General features: G+C 54.4%; 21 protein-coding genes. 11 read left to right on the forward strand and 10 right to left on the reverse strand.

From position 1 onward, the window contains the following. Positions 1 to 125: 125 nt before the first annotated feature. The 3 genes from carB to EJ361_RS06800 all read right to left on the reverse strand — a co-directional run bounded on the left by carB (position 126) and on the right by EJ361_RS06800 (position 4,365). The gene (gene carB / locus EJ361_RS06790; RefSeq protein WP_126244604.1) at positions 126 to 2,942 is read right to left on the reverse strand and encodes a carbamoyl-phosphate synthase large subunit; all 2,817 of its coding nucleotides are present in this window, start codon (positions 2,940 to 2,942) and stop codon (positions 126 to 128) included. A gap of 172 nt (positions 2,943 to 3,114) precedes the next feature. Then, positions 3,115 to 3,546, reverse strand: coding sequence for a hypothetical protein (locus tag EJ361_RS06795; RefSeq protein WP_126244606.1), 432 nt, complete (start codon positions 3,544 to 3,546; stop codon positions 3,115 to 3,117). A gap of 243 nt (positions 3,547 to 3,789) precedes the next feature. Then, positions 3,790 to 4,365 (reverse strand): helix-turn-helix domain-containing protein, encoded by a 576-nt coding sequence (locus EJ361_RS06800; protein WP_126244608.1) that lies wholly within the window; start codon positions 4,363 to 4,365, stop codon positions 3,790 to 3,792. 122 nt (positions 4,366 to 4,487) lie between these two features. On the opposite strand from EJ361_RS06800, the gene EJ361_RS06805 reads away from it, so the two are divergent. The 5 genes from EJ361_RS06805 to acs all read left to right on the forward strand — a co-directional run bounded on the left by EJ361_RS06805 (position 4,488) and on the right by acs (position 10,918). Beyond that, entirely contained in the window at positions 4,488 to 4,730 is a 243-nt protein-coding gene (locus EJ361_RS06805; protein ID WP_126244610.1) for a hypothetical protein, read from the forward strand. A 98-nt stretch (positions 4,731 to 4,828) separates the two neighbouring features. Further along, entirely contained in the window at positions 4,829 to 5,113 is a 285-nt protein-coding gene (locus tag EJ361_RS06810) for a hypothetical protein (protein ID WP_126244612.1), read from the forward strand. A 113-nt stretch (positions 5,114 to 5,226) separates the two neighbouring features. Continuing rightward, positions 5,227 to 7,638 carry a mechanosensitive ion channel family protein gene (locus tag EJ361_RS06815; RefSeq protein ID WP_126244614.1) on the forward strand — a complete coding sequence of 804 codons (2,412 nt, stop codon included), beginning with the start codon at positions 5,227 to 5,229 and terminating at the stop codon, positions 7,636 to 7,638. 56 nt (positions 7,639 to 7,694) lie between these two features. Further along, positions 7,695 to 8,837: a tetratricopeptide repeat protein gene (locus EJ361_RS06820; RefSeq protein ID WP_126244616.1), complete on the forward strand. Its 1,143-nt coding sequence runs from the start codon at positions 7,695 to 7,697 to the stop codon at positions 8,835 to 8,837. A gap of 167 nt (positions 8,838 to 9,004) precedes the next feature. Further along, positions 9,005 to 10,918, forward strand: coding sequence for an acetate--CoA ligase (acs, locus tag EJ361_RS06825; protein ID WP_126244618.1), 1,914 nt, complete (start codon positions 9,005 to 9,007; stop codon positions 10,916 to 10,918). Positions 10,919 to 10,999: 81 nt separating this feature from the next. Here the strand turns inward: acs and EJ361_RS06830 are convergent, their stop codons facing one another. The 6 genes from EJ361_RS06830 to EJ361_RS06855 all read right to left on the reverse strand — a co-directional run bounded on the left by EJ361_RS06830 (position 11,000) and on the right by EJ361_RS06855 (position 17,686). Then, the gene (locus EJ361_RS06830; protein ID WP_126244620.1) at positions 11,000 to 11,554 is read right to left on the reverse strand and encodes a L,D-transpeptidase family protein; all 555 of its coding nucleotides are present in this window, start codon (positions 11,552 to 11,554) and stop codon (positions 11,000 to 11,002) included. A 120-nt stretch (positions 11,555 to 11,674) separates the two neighbouring features. Next, positions 11,675 to 14,614, reverse strand: a complete 2,940-nt coding sequence (locus EJ361_RS06835; RefSeq protein ID WP_126244622.1) for a M16 family metallopeptidase — start codon at positions 14,612 to 14,614, stop codon at positions 11,675 to 11,677. Positions 14,615 to 14,700: 86 nt separating this feature from the next. Then, on the reverse strand, positions 14,701 to 15,033 hold the full coding sequence (locus EJ361_RS06840) for a hypothetical protein (RefSeq protein ID WP_126244623.1): 333 nt from the start codon (positions 15,031 to 15,033) through the stop codon (positions 14,701 to 14,703). A gap of 122 nt (positions 15,034 to 15,155) precedes the next feature. Next, a complete protein-coding gene (locus EJ361_RS06845; RefSeq protein WP_126244625.1) occupies positions 15,156 to 16,091 on the reverse strand; it encodes an outer membrane beta-barrel protein in 936 nt (311 codons plus the stop codon). A gap of 32 nt (positions 16,092 to 16,123) precedes the next feature. After that, complete coding sequence (locus tag EJ361_RS06850) at positions 16,124 to 17,176, reverse strand: anti-sigma factor family protein (protein ID WP_126244627.1); 1,053 nt, start codon at positions 17,174 to 17,176, stop codon at positions 16,124 to 16,126. A gap of 24 nt (positions 17,177 to 17,200) precedes the next feature. Continuing rightward, positions 17,201 to 17,686 (reverse strand): RNA polymerase sigma factor, encoded by a 486-nt coding sequence (locus tag EJ361_RS06855; protein WP_126244629.1) that lies wholly within the window; start codon positions 17,684 to 17,686, stop codon positions 17,201 to 17,203. Positions 17,687 to 18,060: 374 nt separating this feature from the next. On the opposite strand from EJ361_RS06855, the gene kbl reads away from it, so the two are divergent. The 5 genes from kbl (at position 18,061) to EJ361_RS06880 (ending at position 22,930) form a co-directional block, all read left to right on the forward strand. Further along, a complete protein-coding gene (gene kbl, locus EJ361_RS06860) occupies positions 18,061 to 19,263 on the forward strand; it encodes a glycine C-acetyltransferase (RefSeq protein ID WP_126244631.1) in 1,203 nt (400 codons plus the stop codon). A gap of 140 nt (positions 19,264 to 19,403) precedes the next feature. Beyond that, positions 19,404 to 20,168, forward strand: a complete 765-nt coding sequence (locus EJ361_RS06865; RefSeq protein WP_126244633.1) for a class D beta-lactamase — start codon at positions 19,404 to 19,406, stop codon at positions 20,166 to 20,168. A gap of 63 nt (positions 20,169 to 20,231) precedes the next feature. Further along, positions 20,232 to 21,317, forward strand: coding sequence for a VWA domain-containing protein (locus EJ361_RS06870; RefSeq protein ID WP_240646562.1), 1,086 nt, complete (start codon positions 20,232 to 20,234; stop codon positions 21,315 to 21,317). Continuing rightward, positions 21,314 to 22,066 carry a tetratricopeptide repeat protein gene (locus EJ361_RS06875; protein ID WP_126244637.1) on the forward strand — a complete coding sequence of 251 codons (753 nt, stop codon included), beginning with the start codon at positions 21,314 to 21,316 and terminating at the stop codon, positions 22,064 to 22,066. Before EJ361_RS06870 ends, EJ361_RS06875 begins: the two co-directional genes overlap by 4 nt. Positions 22,067 to 22,093: 27 nt before the next feature. Next, complete coding sequence (locus EJ361_RS06880; RefSeq protein ID WP_126244639.1) at positions 22,094 to 22,930, forward strand: YitT family protein; 837 nt, start codon at positions 22,094 to 22,096, stop codon at positions 22,928 to 22,930. Positions 22,931 to 23,092: 162 nt separating this feature from the next. Here EJ361_RS06880 and EJ361_RS06885 read toward each other — a convergent pair whose 3' ends face one another. Beyond that, entirely contained in the window at positions 23,093 to 23,953 is an 861-nt protein-coding gene (locus EJ361_RS06885; RefSeq protein WP_126244642.1) for a helix-turn-helix domain-containing protein, read from the reverse strand. A gap of 297 nt (positions 23,954 to 24,250) precedes the next feature. On the opposite strand from EJ361_RS06885, the gene ispG reads away from it, so the two are divergent. Further along, the gene (gene ispG / locus EJ361_RS06890; protein ID WP_126244644.1) at positions 24,251 to 26,188 is read left to right on the forward strand and encodes a (E)-4-hydroxy-3-methylbut-2-enyl-diphosphate synthase; all 1,938 of its coding nucleotides are present in this window, start codon (positions 24,251 to 24,253) and stop codon (positions 26,186 to 26,188) included. Positions 26,189 to 26,445: the final 257 nt, after the last annotated feature.

The following is a 26,445-nucleotide window of genomic DNA, read 5'->3' on the forward strand; positions in this document are numbered from 1 at the left end:
GTTGGCTGCAATGTAGGATGGCGGCGCCATATGGCCAAACCGGGTTTCTCCGATTTTCGGAGATTTTGCGCACAAAAAAACCGCGCCAGTTGCCTGGCGCGGTCCTTCGTATGTTTTGCCACCTCTTATTTACTGAGGTGCATGCTTCTTTCTTTGTATAAAGTCCGGAAGTAAGGATCGCGGAGGTCTTTGATGAAACGGATGGCTTCGCCGGTAGATTTCATCTCGGGGCCGAGCTCCTTGTTCACGCCCGGGAACTTGTTGAAAGAGAACACCGGTTCCTTGATCGCATAACCCTTGAGGTTCTTCCTGATGGTGAAATCGGTGAGCTTGTTGGCGCCCAGCATCACTTTGGTGGCGATGTTCAGGTATGGCACCTGGTACGCCTTGGCGATGAACGGCGTGGTACGGGAAGCGCGCGGATTGGCTTCGATCACGAACACGTTACCGTCTTTGATGGCGAACTGGATATTGATCAATCCGCGGATATCGAGCGCACGGGCGATCTTTTCCGCGTAATATTCCATCGTAGTCACCACGAGGCCGGTGAGGTTGAATGCGGGCAGCACGGCGTTGGAGTCGCCAGAGTGGATACCTGCCGGCTCGATGTGTTCCATTACGCCCATCACGTGGAAATTCTCACCGTCGAAGATCGCGTCGATCTCGGCTTCCTGGCAACGGTCGAGGAAGTGGTCGATGAGGATTTTATTGCCGGGCAGGTGTTTCAGCAGGCTGAGCACCGATTTTTCCAGTTCGTCTTCGTTGATGACGATCCGCATGCGCTGACCGCCCAGAACGTAGGAGGGGCGCACCAGAACGGGGTATCCTACTTCTTTCGCCACTTCGATGGCGTCGTCTGTATTGTAAGCGGTGCCGTACTTGGGGTACGGGATGCCGAGGTCTTTGAGCAGGTCGGAGAACCGGCCGCGGTCTTCGGCGATGTCCATGTTATCGAAAGAGGTGCCGATGATGCGGATGCCTTTTTCGGTGAGGCGTTTCGCGAGTTTCAGGGCGGTTTGGCCACCCAGCTGAACGATCACGCCTTCGGGTTTTTCCAGTTCGATGATCTCCCAGAGGTGCTCCCAGTATACCGGTTCGAAGTACAGCTTGTCGGCCATGTCGAAGTCGGTGGAAACGGTTTCCGGGTTACAGTTCACCATGATGGCTTCGTAACCGGATTCCTGGATGGCCTGGAGGCCGTGGGTGCAGCAATAGTCGAATTCGATGCCCTGGCCGATGCGGTTGGGGCCGGATCCGAGCACGATCACTTTCTTCTTATCGGAAGGGATGGATTCGTTTTCGGTATCGAAAGTGGAGTAGAAATAAGGGGTTTTCGCTTCGAACTCGGCGGCGCAGGTGTCAACCATTTTATAGGTGCGCACGATGCCGGCGGCCTTGCGTTTCTCGTATACTTCGTCTTCTTCGCAGTTGGTGAAGATGAGGGCGAGCTGTTTGTCGGAGAAGCCCATTTGCTTGGCTTCTTTCAGCAGGTGCAGGGGCACGGAATCGAGGTCGTGCTCCATGAGCTGTTTTTCCAGGGTCACGATATCGTTGATCTGGTGCAGGAACCAGCGGTCGATCTGTGTGGCCTGGTGGATGGATTTCACGGAAACGCCTTCCATGAGCGCGTCTTTGATGCGGAAGATGCGGTCCCACGTGGGGCGCTTCAGTTTTTCCAGCAGTGCGTCGCTTTTCATGAGGGATTTACCGTAGTAACCGAGGCCTACGGCGTCGTTTTCGAGCGACTGGCAGGCTTTCTGGATGGCTTCGGTGAAGGTTCTGCCGATAGACATTACCTCGCCAACGGATTTCATCTGTAGGCCGAGGGTATCGTCTGCGCCTTTGAACTTGTCGAAGTTCCAGCGCGGCATTTTTACTATTACGTAGTCGAGCGCGGGCTCGAAATAGGCGGAGGTGGTGCGGGTGATCTGGTTTTCCAGTTCGTCGAGCGTGTAGCCGATGGCGAGTTTGGAAGCGATCTTGGCGATGGGGTACCCGGTTGCTTTGGAAGCGAGGGCGGAGGAGCGGGATACGCGGGGGTTGATCTCGATGGCGATGAGCTCTTCGTTCTCGGGGTTCATGGCGAACTGAACGTTACAGCCGCCGGCGAAGTTGCCGAGGTCGCGCATCATCATGATGGCTTTGTTGCGCATGTCCTGGAACGCGGTGTCGGAGAGCGTCATGGCCGGGGCCACGGTGATGGAATCTCCGGTGTGTACGCCCATGGGGTCGAGGTTCTCAACGGTACAGATGATCACCACGTTATCGTTGCTGTCGCGCAGCAGTTCCAGTTCGTATTCTTTCCAACCAAGTACTGCCTTTTCCACGAGCACTTCGTGAACGGGGGAGGCTTTGAGGCCGCGGTCGAGCTTTTCGTCGAGCTCGTCCTTATCGTGCACGAAACCGCCGCCGGTGCCGCCGAGGGTGAAGCTGGGGCGGATGACGAGGGGGAACCCGATTTCCTGGGCAAATTCCTTGCCTTCGAGGAGGGAGTTGGCCGTGCGGGCCTCCGCAACGGGGATCCCGATCTGGATCATCCACTGGCGGAACTGCTCGCGGTCTTCAGCTTTATCGATCGCCTTGATGTCTACCCCGATGAGGCGGACGTTGAATTTTTCCCAGATGCCCAGTTCGTCCACTTCCTTACAAAGGTTCAGCGCCGTCTGGCCACCCATGGTGGGAAGCACGGCGTCGATTTCATTCTCTTCCAGGATCTGCTCGATACTTTCGACGGTGAGCGGCAACAGATAAACCTTATCGGCCATCATGGGGTCGGTCATGATCGTGGCCGGATTGGAGTTGATGAGAATTACCTTGATCCCTTCTTCCCGCAGGGAGCGGGCCGCCTGGGAGCCGGAATAGTCAAATTCGCAAGCCTGACCGATAATAATGGGACCGGAACCTATAATGAGAACCGATTTGATTGATGTGTCTTTGGGCATCTTCGTTATTAGCTGTTTTTTAATGAAAAACCATCCGATTTCCCGTGCGAATTCAGCGCATAAAAAATCGTGCAAAATTAAGGGAATAATTGTTTTTCCCTTCAAAAAATTAGAAGATGCCGTGTAAAATTTATCGGTAGCGATTTAATTTATATGTAAAAATACGATCAGATCATTCCCCGGCGGTGGCGTAAACGTATACCAGTTTCCACTGTCCGTCTACTTTCTGGAACTCGAAATCTTCCATGGTGGCGGCATCTTCGGAAATCATGGACTTGTCGTCGTCGCTCAGATCGCGGCGGGATTTCAGGAGTCCGTACTTGTTGATGAACTGGTCGCGGGCGGGCATTTCGAGGTAGCCGTTGAAAAAAGCCGCGAAATCTTTGGCGGAAACGGTGTAAACGGCCGTATCGGAGATGCTTTTGCGGACAACGAGGGGGAATTCGATGTAGCCGGACACGGCGGGAAAGTCTTTTTTCATGATGGCGGTGTGCACTTTCTTCCAGAACGTTTCAAATTCCTTTACTTCGGGAGCGGATGCCTGCTGAGCTTTCCCCACCAGCAGGATGAGGCACATGGCCATGGCGAATAGGCAGTGTTTCATAGTTCGAGGGATAGATTCGTTTTACAGATATAGGATTGCTAATATATGTAAATCCGTTCTTTTTTTCCTCATCGCGGTAAAAATTTTCCCGATCCGCAATCTTCAAGTAACTCGGTGCCAATACTTTTGTGGGGTAATTAGCTATAGATTTCGTCTGTGATTTGTTAACATCCAGCCCTCAAGTTCCTGACCTGTGAAACCCTGGAGATGCTGCTGCCCTATCTGGTGGCAGCATCTTTTTTATCAAGTTGTGGCTGATGCGCCTTCCCGGAGCCGGGCAATTTCGAGCAGTGCCTGGTTGTAATCTTCCAGGAGTTTATAGTATTTATCCTTCCAGGTTTCCGTTTCCGCCAGTTCCGCCCCGTCTTCGTCTACCGCGCCGCCGAGGAATTCTTTTTGACTGATTTCCAGGACCTGGCAGACTTTTTTGAGCTGATCGCCCGTGAAAGCGGGTTTATCCAGCAGGTTGTACAGCGCCCGCCTGCTGAGGGCCATGCGGCCCGCGAGGCGCGTCTTGTTCAACCCTTTCTCTTCGATGAGGGCGTCCAGCCGGTGGCCATGGTGAAGGTCCTGCAACGGCTGCGGAAGCGCACGGCGCGGATGCGTCCACCCGTAAAATTCATCGAGGCTGATGCCCAACATTGTGCAGAACTCCAGCAGGGTAGACCGCTTGATGGCCTCCTTGCGGAAATAATAATGCGCGATCTGGTTGCTGAAACCTGCCTGCCTGGCGAAGTCCAGGATCTTCAAACCCCGGTCCCGCACGATCTGCTTGAGCCGCGCACCTTCGTGAATTATATTTTTTGAAACCGACTCCAATGTAAAGATATTTTGGTATACTTGTAATCGTTGTCAATATAAAATGTGATACAGACAATATCAATATAACATTTTTATTGACATTTTGTGCCAGAACAAATCAAAATGATAAAATTTTTTGCATGGAAACGTCGCCGATTTCATCCCACAACCTTTTGGTATACCTGCACAGTGAGCTTGTTCAGCTGCCAAAATCGTTCCGGGACCACGTCTGCAGTGAATGCGGATGGAGCAATGCCACTTTTTACCGGAAAGCAAAAGGGGCCTACCCGATCAGCAACGCCGAGCGGGACAAGATCATTTCCGTGGGCGACAAACTGCTGAAAAACGTTGCCAGTGTGAGCAACCGCTTCAGGAAGCGTTAACGCCCGGCAGACCGTTTTGGGCCATTTTGAACCGTCATTGCAATAACCCTCCGCCCCGCCCGGCGGAACCATTGTCAAACACCCAAAAACCGAGAGCCATGCCATTACACATGCCGCCACCCGGCCCTGAAGATCAGCCCATCTACACCACGATCTCCCGCTTCCTGAACGATCTCCACCACCAGGAGGGGCGGAACATCTCGCATGTCACCGTCACCGTTCACGGCCAGGAATCGCATTTCCTTCCCGGGCACGATGTGCACCGGCTGGACGTTACCCGCATGAAAGGGTACGCTACCCTCACCTACCAGGAAATGACCCTGGAAGCACCGGTAGACAATACGGTGATGATGATCGCCATGGCGCCCGACGCGCCCCGCTGATCGAACGTTATCAACTTTTACACAACTCAATCGGGCCTTCGGGCCCTTTTTTATGCCCGGAAATGAACCGAAGCGTCAACATTTCAGTTAACTTTCCAATACAACCCATTCGTATGAGTATCCGTGTTTGCACGCTCCTTTGCCTCGTTCTGCTACAGATGGCCGCCAGCGCACAGTCGGTCCAGGTCCCCATCACGCCCGACGCAAAACAGAAAACTTCCGATACGGTGGTAACGGACGCGGTCCAGCGCGTGGAAAATATCACCAAAATGCTCAACCGCGTCAACAACACCCTCCGCCGCGGGTTCGACACCACCGAGATTTCCGCCCAGCTCCCGGAATCGGAACGCCTCGTCAAAATCCTCCACACCGGCATCCTCACCAATCCACGCGCCCTCAATATCAGGAGCCTCAACGCCCTCCAGGTCATCCTCCTCGAAATGGAACAAACCCACAACCGGTGGCAACAATCGCTTTCATCCTATAGCCGCGCAGTAACCGATATGAGCGGCGAGATCAACCAAATCCTCCACGACACGGTGCTCGAACGCCTGCCCAAAGACCCCGGCCTGCAATCGCTGTACGTCAACCAACTGTCGCAACTCAACCGCAAATGGCTGCAGGCAGACACCGCCAACCGCAACAGCCTCCTCCGCCTCGGCCTCCTCCAAAACCGGGTGGCCATGAATTATATCGCCATCACCGATATGCTCGACGAAGTCGACTTTAAACTGAAAACCGCCCAGCGGAACATCTGGAAACGAGAGGAAAAAGACCTCTGGAGCGCACGGCCCGCCGATTACGAAAACAGCTTCCCGCAAGTGATGGAAGGCTCCATCCTCGCCACCCACCGCGTGTTCACGTTTTACCTCCGCTACAACCGGGACGTTCACCTGATCAACCTCGCCCTGTTCCTCGCCTATTTCGGATGGATGATGGCCAGTATTCACCGCATCAAAAAATATCATCACGATAAAAAAGGTATTTTCGGGAATACGCGCTTCGCCGCGCGGCAACCCTTGCTCACCTCGCTCATCTTCATTTTCACGCTCGGGCCTTTCCTCTACACCAACCCGCCGATCATTTTCATGGTAATGCTGTGGACCGTGCTGGCCATTTGCGTGGGCCTCCTCCAAACGCGCGACATGCCCGTGTGGATGCGCTGGCTGTGGGGAACGATGCTCGCCGTATACGTAGGGTACGCATTGCTCAACCTCCTGCTGCAAAGCTCTTTCACGGAACGGTGGGCGCAATTCGGACTGCAGGCTGCCATGCTGTTCGTTTGCTGGCGGTTTTTGAAAAGGCAGGAACAGGAAACCGCCTACAATTGGCCGCAATATACCCGCATAGTGGTATACCTCGCCATCGCCATGATGATCGCCGCGATGTTCGCCAATTTCTTCGGACGGGTGATGCTGGCCAAATTCTTCGGTATCAGCGCCGTGTTCGGCCTCATCTCCGCACAGGCGCTCGTGGTGCTCGTGCAATTGCTGTTCGAAACATTTTACCTGCACCTGGAAGCCAGCAAATCCAACAGCCGGTTCGCAGCGTTCCTGGATTTCAACCGCATCCGCGAAAGCCTCCGGTCTACACTGTACCTCCTGGCGGCGGTAGCCTGGTTCGCCATCCTGTTGCGCAACCTCAATATTTACGGCATCATCCGCGATACGGTACTCGCCTTCCTGGAAGCAGACCGCAAACTGGGCAACACTACGTTCAGCTTTTCCAGCATTTTCATTTTCATCGCGGTGATTTGGGTCGCGTTCCAGATCAGTAAAGTGATGATGTTCATCTTCGGGCATCAAGACGGCTCCGGGTCCGTAAAGAAGAACCGCTGGAACAGCGCCGTGCTGCTCATCCGCCTCGGTGTTTTAGGCGCGGGCATTTTACTGGCGTTCACGGCGTCGGGCATCCCGATGGACAAACTCACCATCATCATCGGCGCGCTGAGCGTGGGCATCGGTTTCGGTTTGCAGAACATCGTGAACAACCTCGTTTCCGGCGTGATCCTGGCGTTCGAAAAGCCGGTGGAGATCGGGGACGTGGTAGATATCGGGACGCAATCCGGGACGGTGAAAGAAATCGGGATCAGGGCCAGTAAGATCGCGACGGTCGAGGGATCGGTGGTGATCGTCCCGAACGGCGACCTCCTCTCCCAGCACATCACCAATTGGACGCTCACCACGCAGCTGAAGCGCAGCGAACTGATCGTGGGCGTGGCGTACGGGTCTGACCTGAAGCAGGTACAGGTTTTGCTGGAAGAAGCCATCAAGGCGCAAAAAGACATTCAGCAATCGCCGGCGCCGCTGGTCGTGATCCATTTGCTGAACGACAGCTCGGTGGATTTCAGGCTGCTTTTCTGGACAGACATCGCCGTGGGACTGACGGTCAAATCCGAACTGCTGCGGGAAATTTACGAGTCGATGAACAGCCACGGCATAGAGATTCCCTTTCCCCAGCAGGATGTGCACATCAGAAGCGGAGGTGATTCTCCGGCCGAACCTTCCAACCCGTCCAGCCCCTGAAAATTTTAATTTTTACTTATCAACTAAATTCTTAGTTTTACAGGAAATCCACGCTTATGCGATTCCTTTTTACGCTCCTTTCCATTGTGATTTGCGGCGGTGTTTCCGCGCAGGATAAAGTCGACAATGATTTGCTGATGAGCTACCTGCAGAACCAGGAATTTGAACAGGTAATCCGTTATATGGAGAAAACGGTGCAGCCGACGCATCCCAACGGGCTGGTCATCCTCGCCAATGCGTATTACCAGAACGCGCAATCCTCCGAAGCCGCGCATTACTACAAACGCATTCTTGCCATCGATTCCAACCACATCACCGCGAACCAGCAACTGGGCACCATGGCGGCGCAACAGCAACTGTACGCCCAGGCCATCCCCCACTTTCAGCGGCTGACCGGATTGCGGCCGAACAGCGCCGCCTGCTGGAAACAGCTCGCCCGCGCCGCTTCCAATGTAGTGGGCCTGCAGGATTCGGCAGCTGTTTACATGGAAAAAGCCTACGCTATCAACCCGCTCGATCCCGGTACGGTGACATTCATCGCGGATGAATACATGGGGAGGAAGGAATTTGGCAAGGCAGACAGCCTGTTGATTAAATATCATGTGACAGACAGCATGAACGTCAACATCAACGCCATGCTCGTGAAAACTTCGTTCAACCTGAACAAGTTCGACGATGCGGTGCGCTACGGCAGACAAATCATGGAATCGCGCGCCACGGCGCCACTCGCTTATATTTACCTGTCGGCCGCCTATTACAATATGAAGCGGTACGACAGCTGTATCCGCGTGCACGACTTTTTCATGGAGCTGGTGGGCGACACCCCGGAAACCATGAAGTTTTATGCGGCATTGTCATACGGTGAATTAAAGCAGTACGAGAAAAGCAATTCGATGTTGCTGGAATGCGTCAACATGGCGAAATCGAAATCCCTCGACAGTTACTATGCGGCCATGGCGGGCAATTACGAGAAGATGAAGAACTACCGCGCGGCGATCAGTTACTATGATACGGCGTATTATCTCTTTAAACAACCCATGCGGCAATACGGCATCGCGCGGATTTACGACCAGCATATGCAAGACCCGCAAAAGGCGAAAAGGCACTACCAGCTTTACCTGAAGAGCGCCAAGCCCGAAACCAAAAACGAAACGGACATTCACACGTATGTGAAAGAGCGGGTCAAAACCCTCCATTAACAAGCATTTCAGCGAAATACGAACGCCCGGCCGCAAAACCGGGCGTTCTTCATTATTGAAACAATTCCAATGTTATTTGATCATTATTTGATATTGTTCAAACTTAATTGTTTAAATTTAAGGCCCGTTAAAAAAACTGTTAAAAACATTTTAATCTATCTGGTATCATGTCGTACCCGTACCAACTCAAGAGTTTTGACGAATACAAACAGGCCTGGCAGCACAGTGTTACGGATCCGGAGGGATTCTGGGCCAATGTGGCGGACCATTTTTACTGGCGCCGCAAATGGGATAAAGTGCTGGAATGGGATTTCAAGCAACCGGACGTAAAATGGTTCACCGGTGCGAAGCTGAACATTACCGAAAACTGTCTAGACAGGCACCTGGGCACCCTGGGCAATCAGCCCGCCATCATCTGGGAGCCCAATGATCCGGAGGAGCGCCACCGCATCCTTACTTACCGTGAATTGTACAATAAAGTTTGCCAGTTCGCCAATGTGCTGAAGAATAATGGCGTGAAGAAAGGCGACCGTGTGTGTATTTATATGGGGATGATCCCCGAGCTCGCCATCGCTGTACTGGCCTGCGCCCGCATCGGCGCCATCCACTCGGTGGTTTTCGGCGGCTTCTCCGCACAATCCATCGCCGACCGTATACAGGACGCCCAGGCCAGCCTGGTGATCACTTGCGACGGGGCTTTCCGCGGCGCGAAGGACATTCCGCTCAAATCCGTGATAGACGATGCCCTCATGGCTTGCCCTTCCGTGAAAAAAGTGATCGTCTGCACCCGCACCCGCACCCCGGTTTCCATGCTGAAAGGCCGCGACGTGTGGTGGGAAGACGAGATCAAAGCCGTGGAAACACAAGGCAACCCGCCCGTTCCTGCAGAAGAAATGGATGCTGAAGACATGCTCTTCATCCTTTATACTTCCGGCTCCACCGGCAAACCCAAAGGCGTGGTGCACACCTGCGCCGGCTACATGGTTTACGCCAACTACACCTTCATCAATTCGTTCCAGTATAAACCCGGCCAGGTATTTTTCTGCACGGCAGACATCGGCTGGATCACCGGCCACTCCTACATCGTGTACGGCCCCCTCAGCGCAGGCGCCACCACGCTCATGTTCGAAGGCGTTCCCACTTACCCGGACGCCGGCCGTTTCTGGGACATCGTCGACAAATACCGCGTAAACGTGCTCTACACCGCGCCCACCGCCATTCGCAGCCTCATGGGCTTCGGGCTCGGGCCGGTCAACCATAAAGACCTCAGCTCCCTCACCACCCTCGGTACCGTGGGCGAGCCCATCAACGAGGAAGCATGGCATTGGTACAAAGACCAGATCGGTAAAGGCAGATGCCCCATCACCGACACCTGGTGGCAAACCGAAACCGGTGGCATCATGATCGCCCCCATCGCCGGCATCACTCCGGAAAAACCCGGCTACGCCACCCTTCCGCTGCCCGGCATCCAACCCATACTCGTGGATGAAAACGGTCAGGAAATCACCGGCAACGGCGTGAACGGCAACCTCTGCATCAAGTTCCCCTGGCCCGGCATGATCCGCACCACCTACGGCGATCACGAACGCTGCCGCACCACCTACTTCTCTACGTACGAAAATCTCTACTTTACCGGCGACGGCTGCCTTCGCGACGAAGACGGATTTTACCGCATCACCGGCCGTGTAGACGATGTGCTCAACGTCAGCGGCCACCGCATCGGCACCGCCGAAGTGGAAAACGCCATCAACATGCACGCCGGCGTAGTGGAAAGCGCCGTGGTAGGTTATCCGCACGATATTAAAGGCCAGGGCATCTACGCTTACGTTATCTCCGAACTGCACGTAAAAGATCCCGAGCTCACGAAGAAAGATATCATGCAAACCGTAGCCCGCATCATCGGCCCCATCGCGAAGCCGGACAAAATCCAGTTCGTGAGCGGCCTGCCGAAAACGCGCTCGGGTAAAATCATGCGCCGCATCCTCCGCAAAATCGCCGAAGGCGAACTCGACAACCTCGGCGACACGACTACCCTGCTAGACCCTGCCGTGGTAGAGGAAATCAAACTCGGAAAACTGTAATTCATTCGCAGATACGCCAACGAAAAGAGGGATACGCACGGTATCCCTCTTTCTATTTATATGATTAACGTGGTTACGTTTTTACGGGCGGATCACGACGGGCGTACCCACCTTCACGACGTTATAAATCTCGTTGATGTCCGCGTTTTTCAGGCTGACGCAACCCAACGTCCAGTTAATGCGCCGGTCTACATAATAATCCAGAATGCCCGAGGCACTTTCCACCCCATGAATCCCGATACCGCCGCCAAGGCTCGCATCAGGCCGGACCTGCCCCGCATTCACACGGCGCCCGTGCTTTTCATATGACTCGCTGTTCGGATAATCCAGCAACATAAACCGGCTCCAGCGCCCGTCTACCCGCTTCTGCTGAATCCGGAACGTACCGTTGGGCGTTCGCTTGTCGCCCTCCACCAATTTGTCTGACTGATCGTTGCTGCCAAAAACCACTTTGTAGATTTTGATCAGCGTAACATCTTCGTACACATACATGCGGTAATCACTTTTATCGACCAGCAGGAAAACTTTGTCCGCATTGATGCGGGACGGGTCCAGCCGAACGGTGTAAAGGTCAGCGTAGTTGTGCTCAAACGCGAAAAGCGGCAACAGGAGGATCAGACAGCAAATTCGCCACATGGATATACAGTCGGTTATTCAGTTTATTCTTTCCGTTTAACGCGTGAACGATCCCAATATTGTGCAAACGAAAAAGAGCGCCCGGGGGCGCTCTTTCAAGTGATTTATTCTCAATGCGGATCAGTAACCGAAAATTTCTTCGAGGGAAAGTTTCTGTACGTCGCCGTATTTCTTCAGATCGTCGGCCGCCAGTCTTTTCTCCGACGCCACGATGCAATAAGTGTAAGGTTTACTAGAAACCTCCGTTTGGTGAAGCTGTTGCAGGTCGCTGAATTTCAGCTGGCCGGCGCGCTCGTAAACGGATTTGCGGATATCGGAATTGAGCCCCAGCTTGAGGGCGCCGAGGTAATTGAACACGATGCCGTCTTGCGTGATGCGCTCGGTTTCAATGCCTTTGCGCATGCTGCTCCGCGCCGTCTCGAACGCCTTATCGGATTCGGGAAGCGTAGTCAGCAGCTCGTTCATCCCCACGATCGCTTCGTTGATCTTGTCTGCCTGGCTGCCCACATACGCGAGCATGGAATATTTGTCGTCCTTCTTCACGGGCGAAGCGTAAAATGCATACGTTGAATACGCCAGCGCTTTGGATTCGCGGATGGTCTGGAACACGATAGAGCCCATTCCGTAACCGAAATAGTTGTTGTACAGATCCACTACCGCGGTACGGGAAGCGTCGTACCCGTCGGTATTGCGCACCCAGTTCACTTCGGCCTGTACCATATCGTAATCGGCGAACAGCACTTTGTTGCCGGTGTTCACCGTGCGGGTGAACGCCACGGCCGGCTTCGCGTCTTTAAAGGCTACCGGCTGTTTGTGCAGGCGCGCCACATCCGCGGAAACGCCCACCATCGTAGCCGGACCGTAATAAATCACGGAATGGCGGAAGTTGGAAAGGTCGTGCAGCTGCTGCACCAGCCCATCGGCCGTCAGCGCGTTCAGCTCTTCGTTGCTGAGTTGCAGGTTGAAGGGATTCTTCGCGCCATACGTTGCGTAGCTGCGCAGCCCGCGGAGGATCGACGCCTTGTTCAGCTTATTGTCTGCACGCGATTTCAGCATGCGGTTCTTCAGCCCGGTGAGCACTTTTTCGTCTGCCCTGCACTGCGTCAGCAAATGATCGAACAGTTCCACGGCTTTATCGAAATTCTCCTGGAGACCGGAAAGCGTTATGGTTGTTTCCTCGTTTTCCACGTTCACCGAAAAGTTGCACGCGATCTGGTAGAATTGCTTGCTGATCTCTTCGGACGTGTATTTATCGGTACCCGCGAGCTTCAGGTATTCCAGCGCCATGCCGAGCTGGCGGTCGGAGAAGTTGCCCATGCCGAAACGGTAATGGAGGCGGAAAAGGCTGTTGTCCTTGTTCTGCACATACAGCAGTTCGGCAGGACCGGCTTTGCCTTTCTGGATATCCTTCTGGAAATCGAGCCAGAGCGGCTGCACAGGCGTTTCGGGCATGGCGGCCACTTTCTTCAGGAAGTCGGATTGCGCGTCACGGTTCACGGCTACGGGCGTGATCGGCGGCTTGTCCACCTTCGCGATATTCCTGTCTTCGCCTTTTCGTTTGTAAAGCAACACGTAATTGTTGTTCAGGAACTTGTTGGCGAAGTCGGTGATGTCTTTTTTGGTCACTTTGCTCATGGCGTCGATCATGCCTACATCGTAGTTCCAGTTTTGGCCGCGGTGTTTGATGAACGCGTCCATGAGGGAGTTGGCGCGGGTTTCGTTGGATTCGAGCCCCTGAATTTCGTCCAGCTTGATGTTATTGACGATCGCCTTGATGAGGGATTCGTCGAAATCACCGTTGCGGAGCGCCGTGAGCTGGGACAACAGGAGATCTTTCACATCGTCCAGCGACTGGTCCTGCTTGGCGCGGCCGTTGAGCGAAAACACGGAATAGTCTTTCCAGGGGTAGAGGCTGATGGAAGCGCGAAGGAGTTTCTGTTGCTGGTTGAGATTGAGATCGAGCAGGCCGGCTTTGCCGTTAGACAGGACGTAGGCCACCACATTGAGGAGCACGGTATTGCGGGTGTCTGTTGCGCCGGGCATGCGGAATGCGAGGCTGATGTTTTCCGCATCGGGGCCGAACACTTCCTTCACGATGGGTTGGGTGATGGGCTGCTCTTTCGGGCCGGTATATTCCGTAACGGGCTTGGGTTTCATGTACCTGAAAGCCGCGTCTACCTTACGGATCACGTAATCCGGATCAAAATCTCCGGCAAAGATAATGGCCATGTTGTTCGGTACGTAGTACTTGTTGTAGAACTTGCGGATCTCGATGAGCGAGGGGTTCTTGAGGTGCTCGATGGTACCGATGGTGGATTGCTGGCCGTAGTTGTGGGTGGGGAACAGCGCGGTGAGGGAAGTTTCGTACATCTTCCGGCCGTCGTTGTCGAGCCCGCGGTTCTTTTCTTCGTACACGGCTTCAAGCTCGGTGTGGAAGATGCGGAACTGGGGGTCGCGGAAGCGTTCTGCCTGTACGGCGAGGAACTTGTCGACCGCGGTGGAGGGAATATCTTCCTGGTACACGGTTTCTTCCACCCAGGTGTGGGCGTTGGTGCCCTGGGCGCCCATGTTCGTCATCATTTTATCGTACTCGTTGGCGATGGCGAAGGTGGCCGCAACGCCGGAAACACTGTCGATCTGCCGGTAAATGGCTTTCCGTTTGGATGCATCGGTGGTGCGGTTATAGGTATCGTACAGTTTCTCGATTTGGTCGAGCATGGGTTTTTCCTTTGCCCAATCGAGGCTGCCGAATTTGGAAGTGCCTTTGAACAGGAGGTGTTCGAGGTAATGCGCGAGGCCGGTGTGGGTGGCTGGGTCGCTGTTGGATCCGGCCCTGACGCCGATGAGCGTCTGGATACGGGGATCTTTCTTGTTAACGCTGAGGATAACGGTCAGGCCGTTGGAGAGGGTGTAGAACCGGGCCTGCATGGGGTCTCCGGGAATAAAGCGGTACTTGTAGCCGCCAGACCGGGCTTCTTTCCATACCGGTGGAGCGCTCTGCGAAAAGGCTGCCTGAATCAGCATGGTGGCCGATACCAGGAGCAGAAACATTTTTCTCATAAGGCGGTTGGTGTTTTATCCGCCAAATATAATGAACCCTGCGCCAAGCAAGCACGGCGAAACCGGAATATTTCCGCTCGAAAGGATTACCGGAACAAAACGTTCGTGGCCATCACCTTGCGGTGGTTCTCCGGGCTTTGGGTAGTGAGGAATACCGTGTCGGTCTTCACGTACAGCACATGATAATGATCGGTGACGAAAAGATTGTGGTCGCGATAAACATGAAAAACGCTGTCTGGCATGTATACCACCGATTCGGAAGCATCGGGAGCAGGCAATGCTTTGGCACTGCCGGGAATAGAAACGTTGGAATTTCCTCCGGTTGTGGGTGCATTCGGGGCATCCGGTAACTTCAGATTACTTGCGTGCATGGTCACGATTCCACCAACCACTACAAGAAACATCAGGATAGAACGCATACTTCTCTACTTTTTGGGAGTTTTAGACAGTTTTATAGGATACGTCCGCCGGGTCGCTTTGCCATTTACCCGACAACGCCAAGTTTCCGTGATTTCAGTTTTCCCGGCCTTAAATGTACACATTAGAATCCGTTAAACCTAAAACCAACTGAAAATGGATACTGCTCGAGTCCATACTCGTGAAGGGGGGTCAGTGCGAAATTGCTGTATAGTTTAACCGGTCCGTAACCTAATTCGCCGGTCAGCGCAAAACGCCATTTATTCAGGCTGAATTCGTCTGTCATTCTTTCCTTGCCTCTCTCCTCACTGATCTGTTTGGTGCGTGCCTTCAACAGGTACCCGCCCTGAACGCCCATGCTCATCTTGAAAGACCGGTTCGGGCGCGCGGGATTGGCCGTATAGTTCAGCATCAATGGAACGGACAGATATTCTACAAACAACTTATTTTTCGAAAAGTTCACCGTATCGCGGATGATCGTGGTCGGGTAACCCGGTACGTAACTGATGTTCCGCGCGAAGCGGTAGTTGTTCATCTCCAAACCCGCCGCATAGATCAGGTTGATCTTGTGCTTGTACAGGTTCAGCTTTTGCATGATGATCCAGATATTCACGTTCATCGACTTTCCGGGGATCAGTTTGAACTCGGAAGGCGTCAGCGGCTCGCTCCCCATCCGCGGAGCGAAACTGTTCAGCGCCGCGCCGGAATAATCGAAGCTTTTGTCATAATAAACCGGACTGGCATAAGACGACCCCAGGAAACTGGAGTTATTGGCCGGGTGCAACGACACGATGGCCGCCCCGTTGTAATCGCTCTCGTCGCGATAGTTATTGAAGCCCACGTCGAATACGAGCCAGCGGGTGTGGAGGTTCTTTTTCAGCTTCTGGCGGGCATATCCCGTATCCTGGTATGCCCTGAACACGTTCTTCCCTTCGGCAGTCCTGCCTTTCACGATCACCAGTCCCTTGATCTGAATGGTATCGATCGCAGCCTGACTTTGCGCGAGCGCGGCAGCAGAAACGAAGACCAGTAAGCAACTGAGTAAAATTTTACACTTCATATATCTATACCGTTTAACCGGTTAGTTGGATGTTATCTGTTATTCCGTTTTTTGGCGAAGATGCGGGCCACGTTTGTCACCTTGTCCAGCACCTTGCTTTCGAGCCCGTTCCCCGTCACCGACATGATCAGCTCGCCGGGTGGCTCGGGCGCCGCCGTGGCCAGGGATGCGGTATGCTGTACGTCGATCGATGCTTTGACCGGCGCTGCTTCCGGCGCTTTAATTCCCGTTGCCGCACCAGAAATGCTGGCGTTCACCGAAGCCGCTTCGGGCCGCGGGGCCGGCCGGTCGATGGTGTTGAGCGCCAGCAGGGTATTGGAAGCCGCAGGCGTTGCATCGGCAGTTTCGTTCACCAACTCATCTTTTTGGGGCGAAGGGGTTGAAGCCGCCGGGCGCTGCTTCGTGGCATTCGCTGCGTTGCGCGGCTGAATGCCGGCGTCTGCCAGCGCAGCGGCTTTCTCCGGCGAAGGCGGAAGGTTTTCAGCCGCCTGCGGCACTACCGGCGTTGCATCCGGCTGCGCGGAAGGTGCGGCGGGCTGTATTACGGCAATGGGCTGGGCTGCGGGCGCCGCTTCGTCTTCCCGGAAGGAGTTGCGCAGCAGGAAGAGGGAGCCGGCCAGCATGGCGGCGGCGGCCCACCAGTATCGGCGGTCCATCCGGATCACGCGTTGCTTTTCGGCATGGCGGTAAAGGGTGGATCTGTCGCCGAAAGAAACCGCGGGGTCTGGCTGCAGGCGGGTCCTTTGCCAAACGGCCAGCTCGGCACGCAGGGCGGGATGCTCGTCCATAAAGGCTTCCAGGGCGTTCACTTCTGCGGGGGCCAGTTCGCCGTCGATATATTCGAGCAGTACGGTTTCGTAATTTCTTTCGGGAGTGGCGGATTGCCGGTAAAGTGCGGCTTTGCCGTCGAACACGGGGCCGGCAGCCGGCAGTTTGGTGGCCAGCAGCTGGTCGAGCTCCGCGCGCACACGCGGGTTGGCGGCCACAAATGCCTCCAGGGCAGCGGCTTCTTCGGGATTCAGCTCGCCGTCTACATAACTGTAGAGATACTCCTCGTAGTTCGATATGTGAATGTCGACTGACATAAAATTTGATTTTGAATACCTTGACTAAATCACGTTTTCCATTTTCACGAGATATTCCTTGAGATGCGCCCTGGCCCGGTGGAGATATACTTTAACCTGCGAGGCATTGAGCTGCATGATTTCGCCGATCTCATCGTAACTGTACCCTTCATAGTCCTTCAGCAAGATGAGCGATCGCTGTACGTCGCTCAGCCGGTCGAGGGCTTTTTCTATGATACTCCGTGCGTTATGTATCTTCTGATCCGATATTTTCGTTTCCTCCCGGAACTCTTCCACCAACGTTACCCGCTTCACCTTCCGGACATGATCGATCATATTATGGTAAGCCACGGTAAAGAGGTAACTCTTGGCCTTTTCAAAAGGCACATCACTAACGTGCTTCCATAATATCTCGAACGCATTCTGGACAACGTCCCGGGCATCTTCGGCGTGCCCCAGGTTCTTCACGATGAAACGGAAGAGATTATCGCTGTACAGATCTACGCATTTGTTATACTCCTTTTCCGTCATCCGGCGATAGGTTCTTTAGCGTGCTAAGTTCCGACAAATTGTTGAATAGTGCCGTTTTCCCGGTCCAGCCACGGCGCCATGACAATTCTACGGAAAGCACGATGCCCGATTTGCCTGCACACGCTTATCCTTTGGCGCAAAACGCCCTTTTGGAAGATAAAATGTCAGCAAGCCTGCCGAATGCACCAGCAAACAGTTCGTCTCGTCATAATCCAACCGTCTGTGATAATTATATGACGCAAACCGTGATTTAAATGTTACACCTCCGTCAAACTTTTTGCCTTACGGCCGATTCCCTATTTCCGCCCGCAGGAAGCGTAATACATTTATTGCCCTAACTTTGTTAGACCAAGAGCTATAAAATAAGGTGCAACATGAATCATAATTTCGTAAAACGTTTACAAACCGAGCTGGAGGAAATCGATAACGCCGGCTTGTACAAGCGGGAAAGGATCATCACTTCCGAGCAGGGCGCCGAAATCACGGTGAACGGCAAAACCGTCATCAACCTCTGCGCAAACAACTACCTCGGGCTTTCCTCCCACCCCAAAGTTGTGGCCGCCGCCAAAGAAGCGATCGACACCCATGGCTACGGCATGAGCAGCGTGAGGTTCATCTGCGGCACCCAGGACATTCACCGCGAACTGGAAGAGAAGATCTCCAAATTCCTCGGCACGGAAGACACCATCCTCTATGTTGCCGCCTTCGACGCCAACGGCGGGGTATTCGAGCCCCTCTTCGGCGAACAGGACGCCATCATCTCCGACACCCTCAACCACGCATCCATCATCGACGGCGTCCGCCTCTGCAAGGCACAGCGCTTCCGCTACGAACATAATAACATGGCCGACCTGGAAGCCAAGCTCCAGGAAGCCAAAGGCGCCCGCAGCCGCATTATCGTGACCGATGGCTCGTTCTCCATGGACGGCACCATCGCCCAGCTCGACAAAATCTGCGACCTGGCCGATAAATACGACGCCATCGTCATGAGCGACGAATCCCACTCCAGCGGCTTCCTCGGCAAAACCGGCCGCGGCACCCACGAATACCGCGGCGTGATGGGCCGGGTAGACATTATCACCGGCACCCTCGGCAAAGCCCTCGGCGGCGCTTCCGGCGGTTTCACCAGCGGACCGAAGGAAGTGATCGACATCCTCCGCCAGCGGAGCCGTCCGTACCTGTTCTCCAACTCCGTTGCTCCCAGCATCGTAGGCGCGTCCATCGCCGTGCTCGACATGCTGAGCGAAACCACCGAGCTGCGCGACCAGCTGGAATTCAATACGAAATATTTCCGCGAGAAAATGACCGCTGCCGGGTTCGACATCAAGCCGGGCGACCATCCCATCGTTCCCGTAATGCTGTACGATGCCAAACTGAGCCAGGATTTTGCCGACAAACTGCTGGCGGAAGGCATTTACGTGATCGGGTTCTTCTACCCCGTAGTGCCCAAAGGCCAGGCGCGCATCCGCGTGCAACTGAGCGCGGCACATACGCAAGCGCACCTGGACAAGGCCATCGCCGCGTTCACGAAAGTGGGCAGGGAACTGGGCGTGCTGAAAACAGCCGAAACCGTATAATATTCAAATACATATCAACCGGAAAGGCGGCTCAGGCCGCCTTTTTTCGTGCCCCTGCGGGGAAACCTGATCTGCATCATCCCTCCTTTTACGGGGGAAGCCTTACTTTTGCAGTCTCGATCAAAAAAAATTACCGCTTGATGAAAAGATTCGGCCTGTTACTGATCGCCGCGGCCCTGGGGCTCGGCGCCTGCACTCCCAACAACGTGAAAGATGCGAAAGAGTGGCAGCAACACTTTGCGAAGCACAAGCTGGAAGGCTGTTTTATGCTGTTCGACAACGGGCAGGGCACCTTCCGGGTCTATAATATCGACCGCGCCAAAGAGCGCACGGTCCCCGCCGGCATCTTTGAGCCGTTCCTCTCCCTTACCGGCCTGCAAACGGGCGCCATCCGCGATTCCGTGGTGACCATCGCCGGGGAGCCTTTCAACCAGGCCTTCCGCAACGCATCGCTGCCCGCCTTCCAGGAAGTAGCCCGCACCATCGGGAAAGACACCCTCCAGCGGTGGATGGACTCCGTCGGCTTCGGCAACCGCAAAATCAGCCGGGTAGACACTTTCTGGCTCGATAACTCGCTGCAAATCAGTCCAGACGAAGTACTCGGCTTCACCAAACAACTGTATTTCTCCCAGCTGCCTTACCAGAAACGCGCGCAGGAACTCACCGCCGGGCTCATGATCATGGAAAAGACCAGCAAATATATTTTCGCCTGGAAAGCCGGCGAAGCCCGCACAGGCGCCAAAAGGATCGGTTGGGTAACCGGCTGGATCGAGGAGAACCTCCATCCTTCCTTCTTCGTCCTCAATTTCGAGACGGAAGACCCTTCGGCCGACATGAAAGCCCTGGGCCAGGAGCTGACGCGCAACATCCTTTCCAGCGAAGGATTCTACAAAGGGGAACGATAGGCTGTTAAAAAACTGGTAAAACATTTCCCCCGACCCTTGTAATACGTTACAAAAAAATTATTTTTGAATCACTTCCCGGCCATTGCCCGGGAAGTGGCGTTTTACAACATGCTTAGATTCCAACATACAGAGTATTTGTGGGCATTCGCGCTGCTGATCGTACTGACGCTCGCCTTCTTCTGGGTTTCCTGGTGGAAGCGCCGGTCTATCCGCCGCATCGGCGACCCCGCCATGGTGGAAAAACTGTTCAGCGGATATTCCCGTAAACTCTTCACCCTCAAGTTCATCCTCGTTTTCCTCGCCTTTTTCTTCGGCGTGATCGGGCTCGCCAATCTGCAGAAAGGGAGCCGCGTGGAAAAGATCACCCGTAAAGGCGTAGACGTGATCATCGCGCTGGACGTGAGCAAGAGCATGCTCGCCACAGACGCCAAGCCCGACCGGCTTACCCGGGCCAAGCAGCTCATGACCCGGCTCATGGAAAAGATGGACAACGATCGTATCGGGCTGGTCGTTTTCGCGGGGAACGCCTATCTCCAGATGCCGCTGACGGTCGATTATTCCGCCGCGCGCATGTACCTGGGCAGCATCTCGCCCGATCTCATCCCCCGCCAGGGCACGGAAATCGGCGAAGCCATCCGCGTGAGCGACGAAGCATTCAACAAGAAAGAACGCAAGCATAAAGCCCTCATCGTTATTTCTGACGGCGAAGACCACCAGGAAGGCGCCGTTGCCGAAGCCAAAAAAGCCCTGGAAAACGGGGTGGTAATTTATACCGTGGGCATCGGCTCCCCTACCGGATCGCCACTCCCCGACGCAGAATCCGGCGGCATGAAAAAAGACAACGAAGGCAATACCGTTATCTCCAAACTCAACGAAGAAGAGCTCAAGAAAATCGCATCCGCCGGCAAAGGCATGTATCTCCAATTGCTGAACAATACGGACGAAGTGGTAGACGCCCTTTCCGACCGGATCGACAAGATGGAACAGAAAGAGTTCGGCGAGAACGTGTTCACCGACTACAACAGTTATTTTCAATATTTCCTCGGCATCTGCCTCGTGCTGATCGTGCTGGAATTCTTCATTCCCGAAGGCACTTCCCGCAAGAAAACCGACGCATTGCCCGGGATACAAAAAGCGGAGGCCGCATGAAAAAGAACATCCTCCATACCGTCAGCATCCTGACCGCATCGCTGCTCGCTTTTGCCCTGCCGGCGACTGCGCAGCAAGGCACATCCAAATACATCCGACAGGGTAACGACCAGTATAAAAAGCAGCAATACGCCGACGCGGAAGCCAGCTATAAAAAGGCACTGGAGCGAAACGCGAAATCCATGGAAGGCAACTTCAACCTCGGTAATTCGCTCTACGAACAGAAACGTTTCGACGCCGCGCGCCAGCAATACGCCAACGCCCTGAAAGCCCCCACCCGGAAGGAAAACGCCGCCGACGCCACGTACAACATCGGCAATACTTTCATGGAAGATAAAAAATGGGAGGAAAGCATCGCCACTTACAAAAAAGCCCTCAAAGCCAACCCGGCCGACGAACAGGCACGATACAACCTCGCCTACGCGCAGGAGATGCTGAAAAAGCAACAGCAGAACCAGGGCGGCGGGAAAGATAATAAAGAGCAGAAAGACAAAGACAAGCAGCAGAAAGACCAGCAAGACCAGCAGAACAAAGACAAGAAAGACCAGCAGGATAAAAAAGACCAGCAGCAAGACCCAAAAGATCAGAAAGACCAGCAGGACCAGCAACCCAAGCCCAAACCGAGCAAACTCTCGCAGGAAGAAGCGAAACGCCTGCTCCAGGCACTGGCGCAACAGGAAAAGAAGCTCCAGGAAGATAAAATGAAGAAAACCAAGGGCTCGCCCGTGAGCGTGGAAAAGGACTGGTAATATCAGGCCTTCCCGTACCTTTGCGGCATGAAAGTGCACGCCTGGAACATTTTCCTGATCCTGCTCGGATCATTCATATTCGCCATCGGTATCAATTTCCTCGCCATCCCCAGCCAGCTTTCTGAAGGCGGGGTGATCGGCATTTCCATATTATCGCATTATTTGTTGGGATGGTCTGCCGGCCTGGTGAACCTCCTCATCAACGCGTTGCTCATGATCGTGGGCTGGCGCCTGCTGAACCGGCGGACCGTTATTTACACCCTGCTTTCCATCCTCTTTTGTTCCTTTTTCCTCTACATCACGGAAGCCAACCGGCAACCGCCCACCAACGATCCCTTGCTGGCGGCCATCTTCGCGGGCTTGCTTGTAGGCATCGGCCTGGGGCTCGTTTTCCTTTCCGGCGGCACCACGGGCGGCGCATCCATCGTGGCGCGGGTATTGAATAAATACTTTGGATGGAGCCTCGGCAACGCTATCCTCACGTTCGACGTGGTGGTAATCTCCGCAGGTATTTTCATGATCGGCATCGAGCGTACGATGTACACCTTTATTGCCGTGTACATTGGTGCGCGGGTGGTGGATTATGTGGTGGAAGGCTTCAACAGCAAGCGCGCCGTCACCATCATTTCACCTTTTGCCGCCATCATCGCCGAAAAGATCACCCGCGATATGAACCGCGGCGCCACCGTGCTCCACGGCCACGGCGCCTATACGAAAGACCCCAAGGAAGTGCTGTACGTCATCATCAACAAGCAGGAGCTTATGGAACTGAAAAGAGTGGTGGCGGAAGTGGATGCCGAAGCGTTTACGGTCATCCATGAAGTGCATGAAGTGCTGGGCCGGGGGTTCTCCATCGGGAAATAAAAAGCCGCCCTGGTAGCAGGACGGCTATTCGCTTACTTTCCTTTCCAAAATGTAAAAAAACGCGGTTGAAACGCGTTATAAAGCATGGTTTCCGTTTAAACAGATGTAAAAATAGCCTTGAATCTCTCCCCGGTGTTTGGACAAAAAGGCAATTCCATTGCACTATTTGAACACCGTTTCCCGGAATTCGTGCGGCGAAATGCCGGTATGATGCCGGAAAAAGCGGCTGAAATACGCCGGGTCCTCGAACCCCAGTTCATAACAGATCTCCTTCACATTGCGGTTGCTGAACGCCAGCTGCCTTTTGGCTTCCAGGACGAGGCGATCGTGCACCATATCGGTCACGGTTTTGCTGATGGCTTCCCGCGCGATTTCGTTCAACCGCTTGGCCGTCAACGAGAAATGTGCGGCATAAAAGCCGGCCTGGTGCTCCTGGCGGAAGTGCTTCTCCACCAGGCGCCGCAGCTGGATGATGCGGGTATCGTGGTTGTGGACGTCGGGACTGTTGACCGGGTTGTTCTTCTTCTCCCTTTCCGCCAGCAACAGGAAGGCGTTCAGGTAATGTTTGATGACGAAGCTGCTGCCGCCTTCCTGCCGCAACTCCTCCCGCATCAGGGCAATGAGCTTCTGCAGGGATTCCGCCGCCGTGGCGCCGATGCGGATGGGCGCGTATTCCTGGGAATCGTCGAACAGCGTGGTGAAATCGTACAGGGTTTGCCGCTCGTGCTTGTTTTCCCAATAAAACTGTTCGGTGAAAGTGATGCTGTACCCGTAGAATCCCGACTTGGGCAACTGGTGCACCTGGCCGGGGCGGAGGAGGAATAGGATGTTATCGCCCAGTTCGTAGGTCACGAAATCGACGACATGATCGCCGGCGGATTTGGTGAACCACAGTATCTGGAAAACATGATGGCGATGGGGAACGTCTGCATATTCGGCCTGGAAATGCTCCATCTCGAAAACGCTGAACTGTCCGTTTAGCGGAATCTGCTGGTAGGGTATGGTATCCTCTATCTTACTCAAAATCGATGACAGGTTATTGATTCTCAGGTTAAATGGTGACACTGGCGATGCTGGTTACAAACATGAAGCACGCAAAACTTGCTAAAACTAGGCAAATTATCGGGCGGAAAGTTTACCGCTCATATAAAATAACAAAATGTGAGGAGGCAAGGAACGGGGAATTATTTGCTAATTTTGAAAAAATGTACCGTGTACGATGCCGCTTCCGCGATACCTGCTACATGCTACATTTCACATATTAAAATGTTTATTATCAATCCGTTGAAATAAACTCAAAACGATCAACACACCGCATTCATGCAATTATATTGTCCATCACTGACGAAATACGAAAGACTGGCCACTTTGGAAGTAAAAGTGGGCGACCTCACCATCGGCAATTACCACCCGATCCGGATCCAAACGATGACCACGACCGACACGATGGACACCATGGGCACCGTTGAACAATCGATCCGCTGCATCGAAGCAGGCGCGGAACTGGTGCGGATCACCGCTCCCAGCATCAAGGAAGCGCATAACCTGCTCCCCATTAAAAACGAACTGCGGAAACGCGGGTACACCACGCCGCTGGTGGCCGACATCCACTTCACGCCCAACGCCGCCGAAGTCGCGGCGCGCATCGTGGAGAAAGTCCGCATCAACCCCGGCAACTACATCGATAAAAAGAAATTCGAGCTCCTCGAATATACCGACGCCGAATACCAGGAAGAAATCGACCGCATCCGCGACCGTTTCACGCCGCTGGTCAACATCTGCAAGGAACACGGCACCGCCATGCGCATCGGCACCAATCACGGTTCCCTCAGCGACCGGATCATGAGCCGCTACGGCGACACCGCAAACGGGATGGTGGAAAGCGCCATGGAATTTCTCCGCATCGCCGAAGACCTCCATTTCCGCAACATCGTGCTCAGCATGAAATCCAGCAACCCGCAGGTAATGGTGCAGGCCTATCGCCTCCTCGTGAGCACCATGCAACAGGAGCTCGGCCATTGCTACCCCCTCCACCTCGGCGTTACCGAAGCGGGCGACGGGGAAGACGGCCGCATCAAATCGGCCGCGGGGATCGGCACTTTGCTGGAAGACGGCGTGGGAGATACGATCCGCGTGTCGCTCACGGAAGATCCCGAATTCGAGCTGCCCGTTTGCCGCGACCTCGTGCGCCGGTACACCCAGCGCGCGGGCCATGCGCCCATTGCGCCGGTCGCCGATCCGGAGAAACTGCCGTATTCGCCTTTCCAGTTTACAAAACGCACATCCATCGCCATCGGCAACATCGGCGGCAAACAGGTGCCCGTGGTAGTGGCTGACCTCCGTCATATCCCCGCTATCACGCCCGCCCATCTCGAAAGCATCGGGTATCATTACGATGAAGCTACCGACAAGTGGAACATCGGCGACGCAGCGGCGGATTACCTGTTCACCGGCCGACAGGTCCTCCCGTTCGCGCTACCCGGCACTTTGCAGGTGATCGTGGACCAGGAAACCTGGCAGCATGCGGAAGACAAATCCAAATACCATCCGTATTTCAGCGATATCAACAGCGTTTCCGGGATCAGCGATGTTGTGAATTTCGTGCAGGTAGACGCAGAACAACTTGGTAACGGCGTGCTGGACGCGCTGGCGCAGTTGAAAGGGAACGTGGTACCGGTGGTGGCCAGCGGCAACGCGCACGCTATGGCATCGGTACGCCGGTTACTGGTGGGCATGATGGAGCAAAAACTCCCCCACCCCGTGATCCTCCAATGCAACAGCGCCCATCAAAACGCCGACGAAGACCTCATCCATTTCGCTACTGAAACCGGCGCCCTGTTGCTGGACGGCTTCGGCGACGGACTGTGGCTCACCGCTGCGGAAAAATCTTCATCTCCCGCCACGCTGAACAACGTTGCTTTCGGCATCCTCCAGGCTACCCGTTCGCGCATCTCCAAAACGGAATACATTTCTTGCCCCTCCTGCGGCCGGACGTTGTTCGACCTCCAGGAAACCACGGCCCGCATCCGCGCGGTGACCAACCACCTCAAGGGGGTGAAAATCGCCATCATGGGGTGCATCGTAAACGGTCCGGGGGAAATGGCCGACGCCGATTTCGGATATGTGGGCAGCGGCGTGGGGAAAATTACCCTGTATCGCGGGAAGGAAGTCGTGAAGCGGGGACTCTCCAGCGATGTGGCCGTTACCGAGCTCATCAACCTCATCCGCGATAACGGGATGTGGGTAGACGGTAAATAATCCTGTCAAACAAGTTTGAACATAAAAAAGGCCGCCCTTACCGGCGGCCTTAAAACTGTAACTGGGGTTAACTGAACAGTGTGTACCTTAACTTTCTGAACTGCTTTTTTGGGGCTACATGCGATCTTATTGCATAGCACAAAGGTAATACCCTGCGGAGGGTACTTTCAAGCGTAATTCTACGCATTTTCCTGCGTGGTTCTCCTGTTTTCAACTTCTTCTGTCATGAAAATGTTATAGAAGCCGGGGTTCCCGGT

The organism is Chitinophaga rhizosphaerae, from assembly GCF_003958645.1.
Lineage (GTDB): Bacteria > Bacteroidota > Bacteroidia > Chitinophagales > Chitinophagaceae > Chitinophaga > Chitinophaga rhizosphaerae.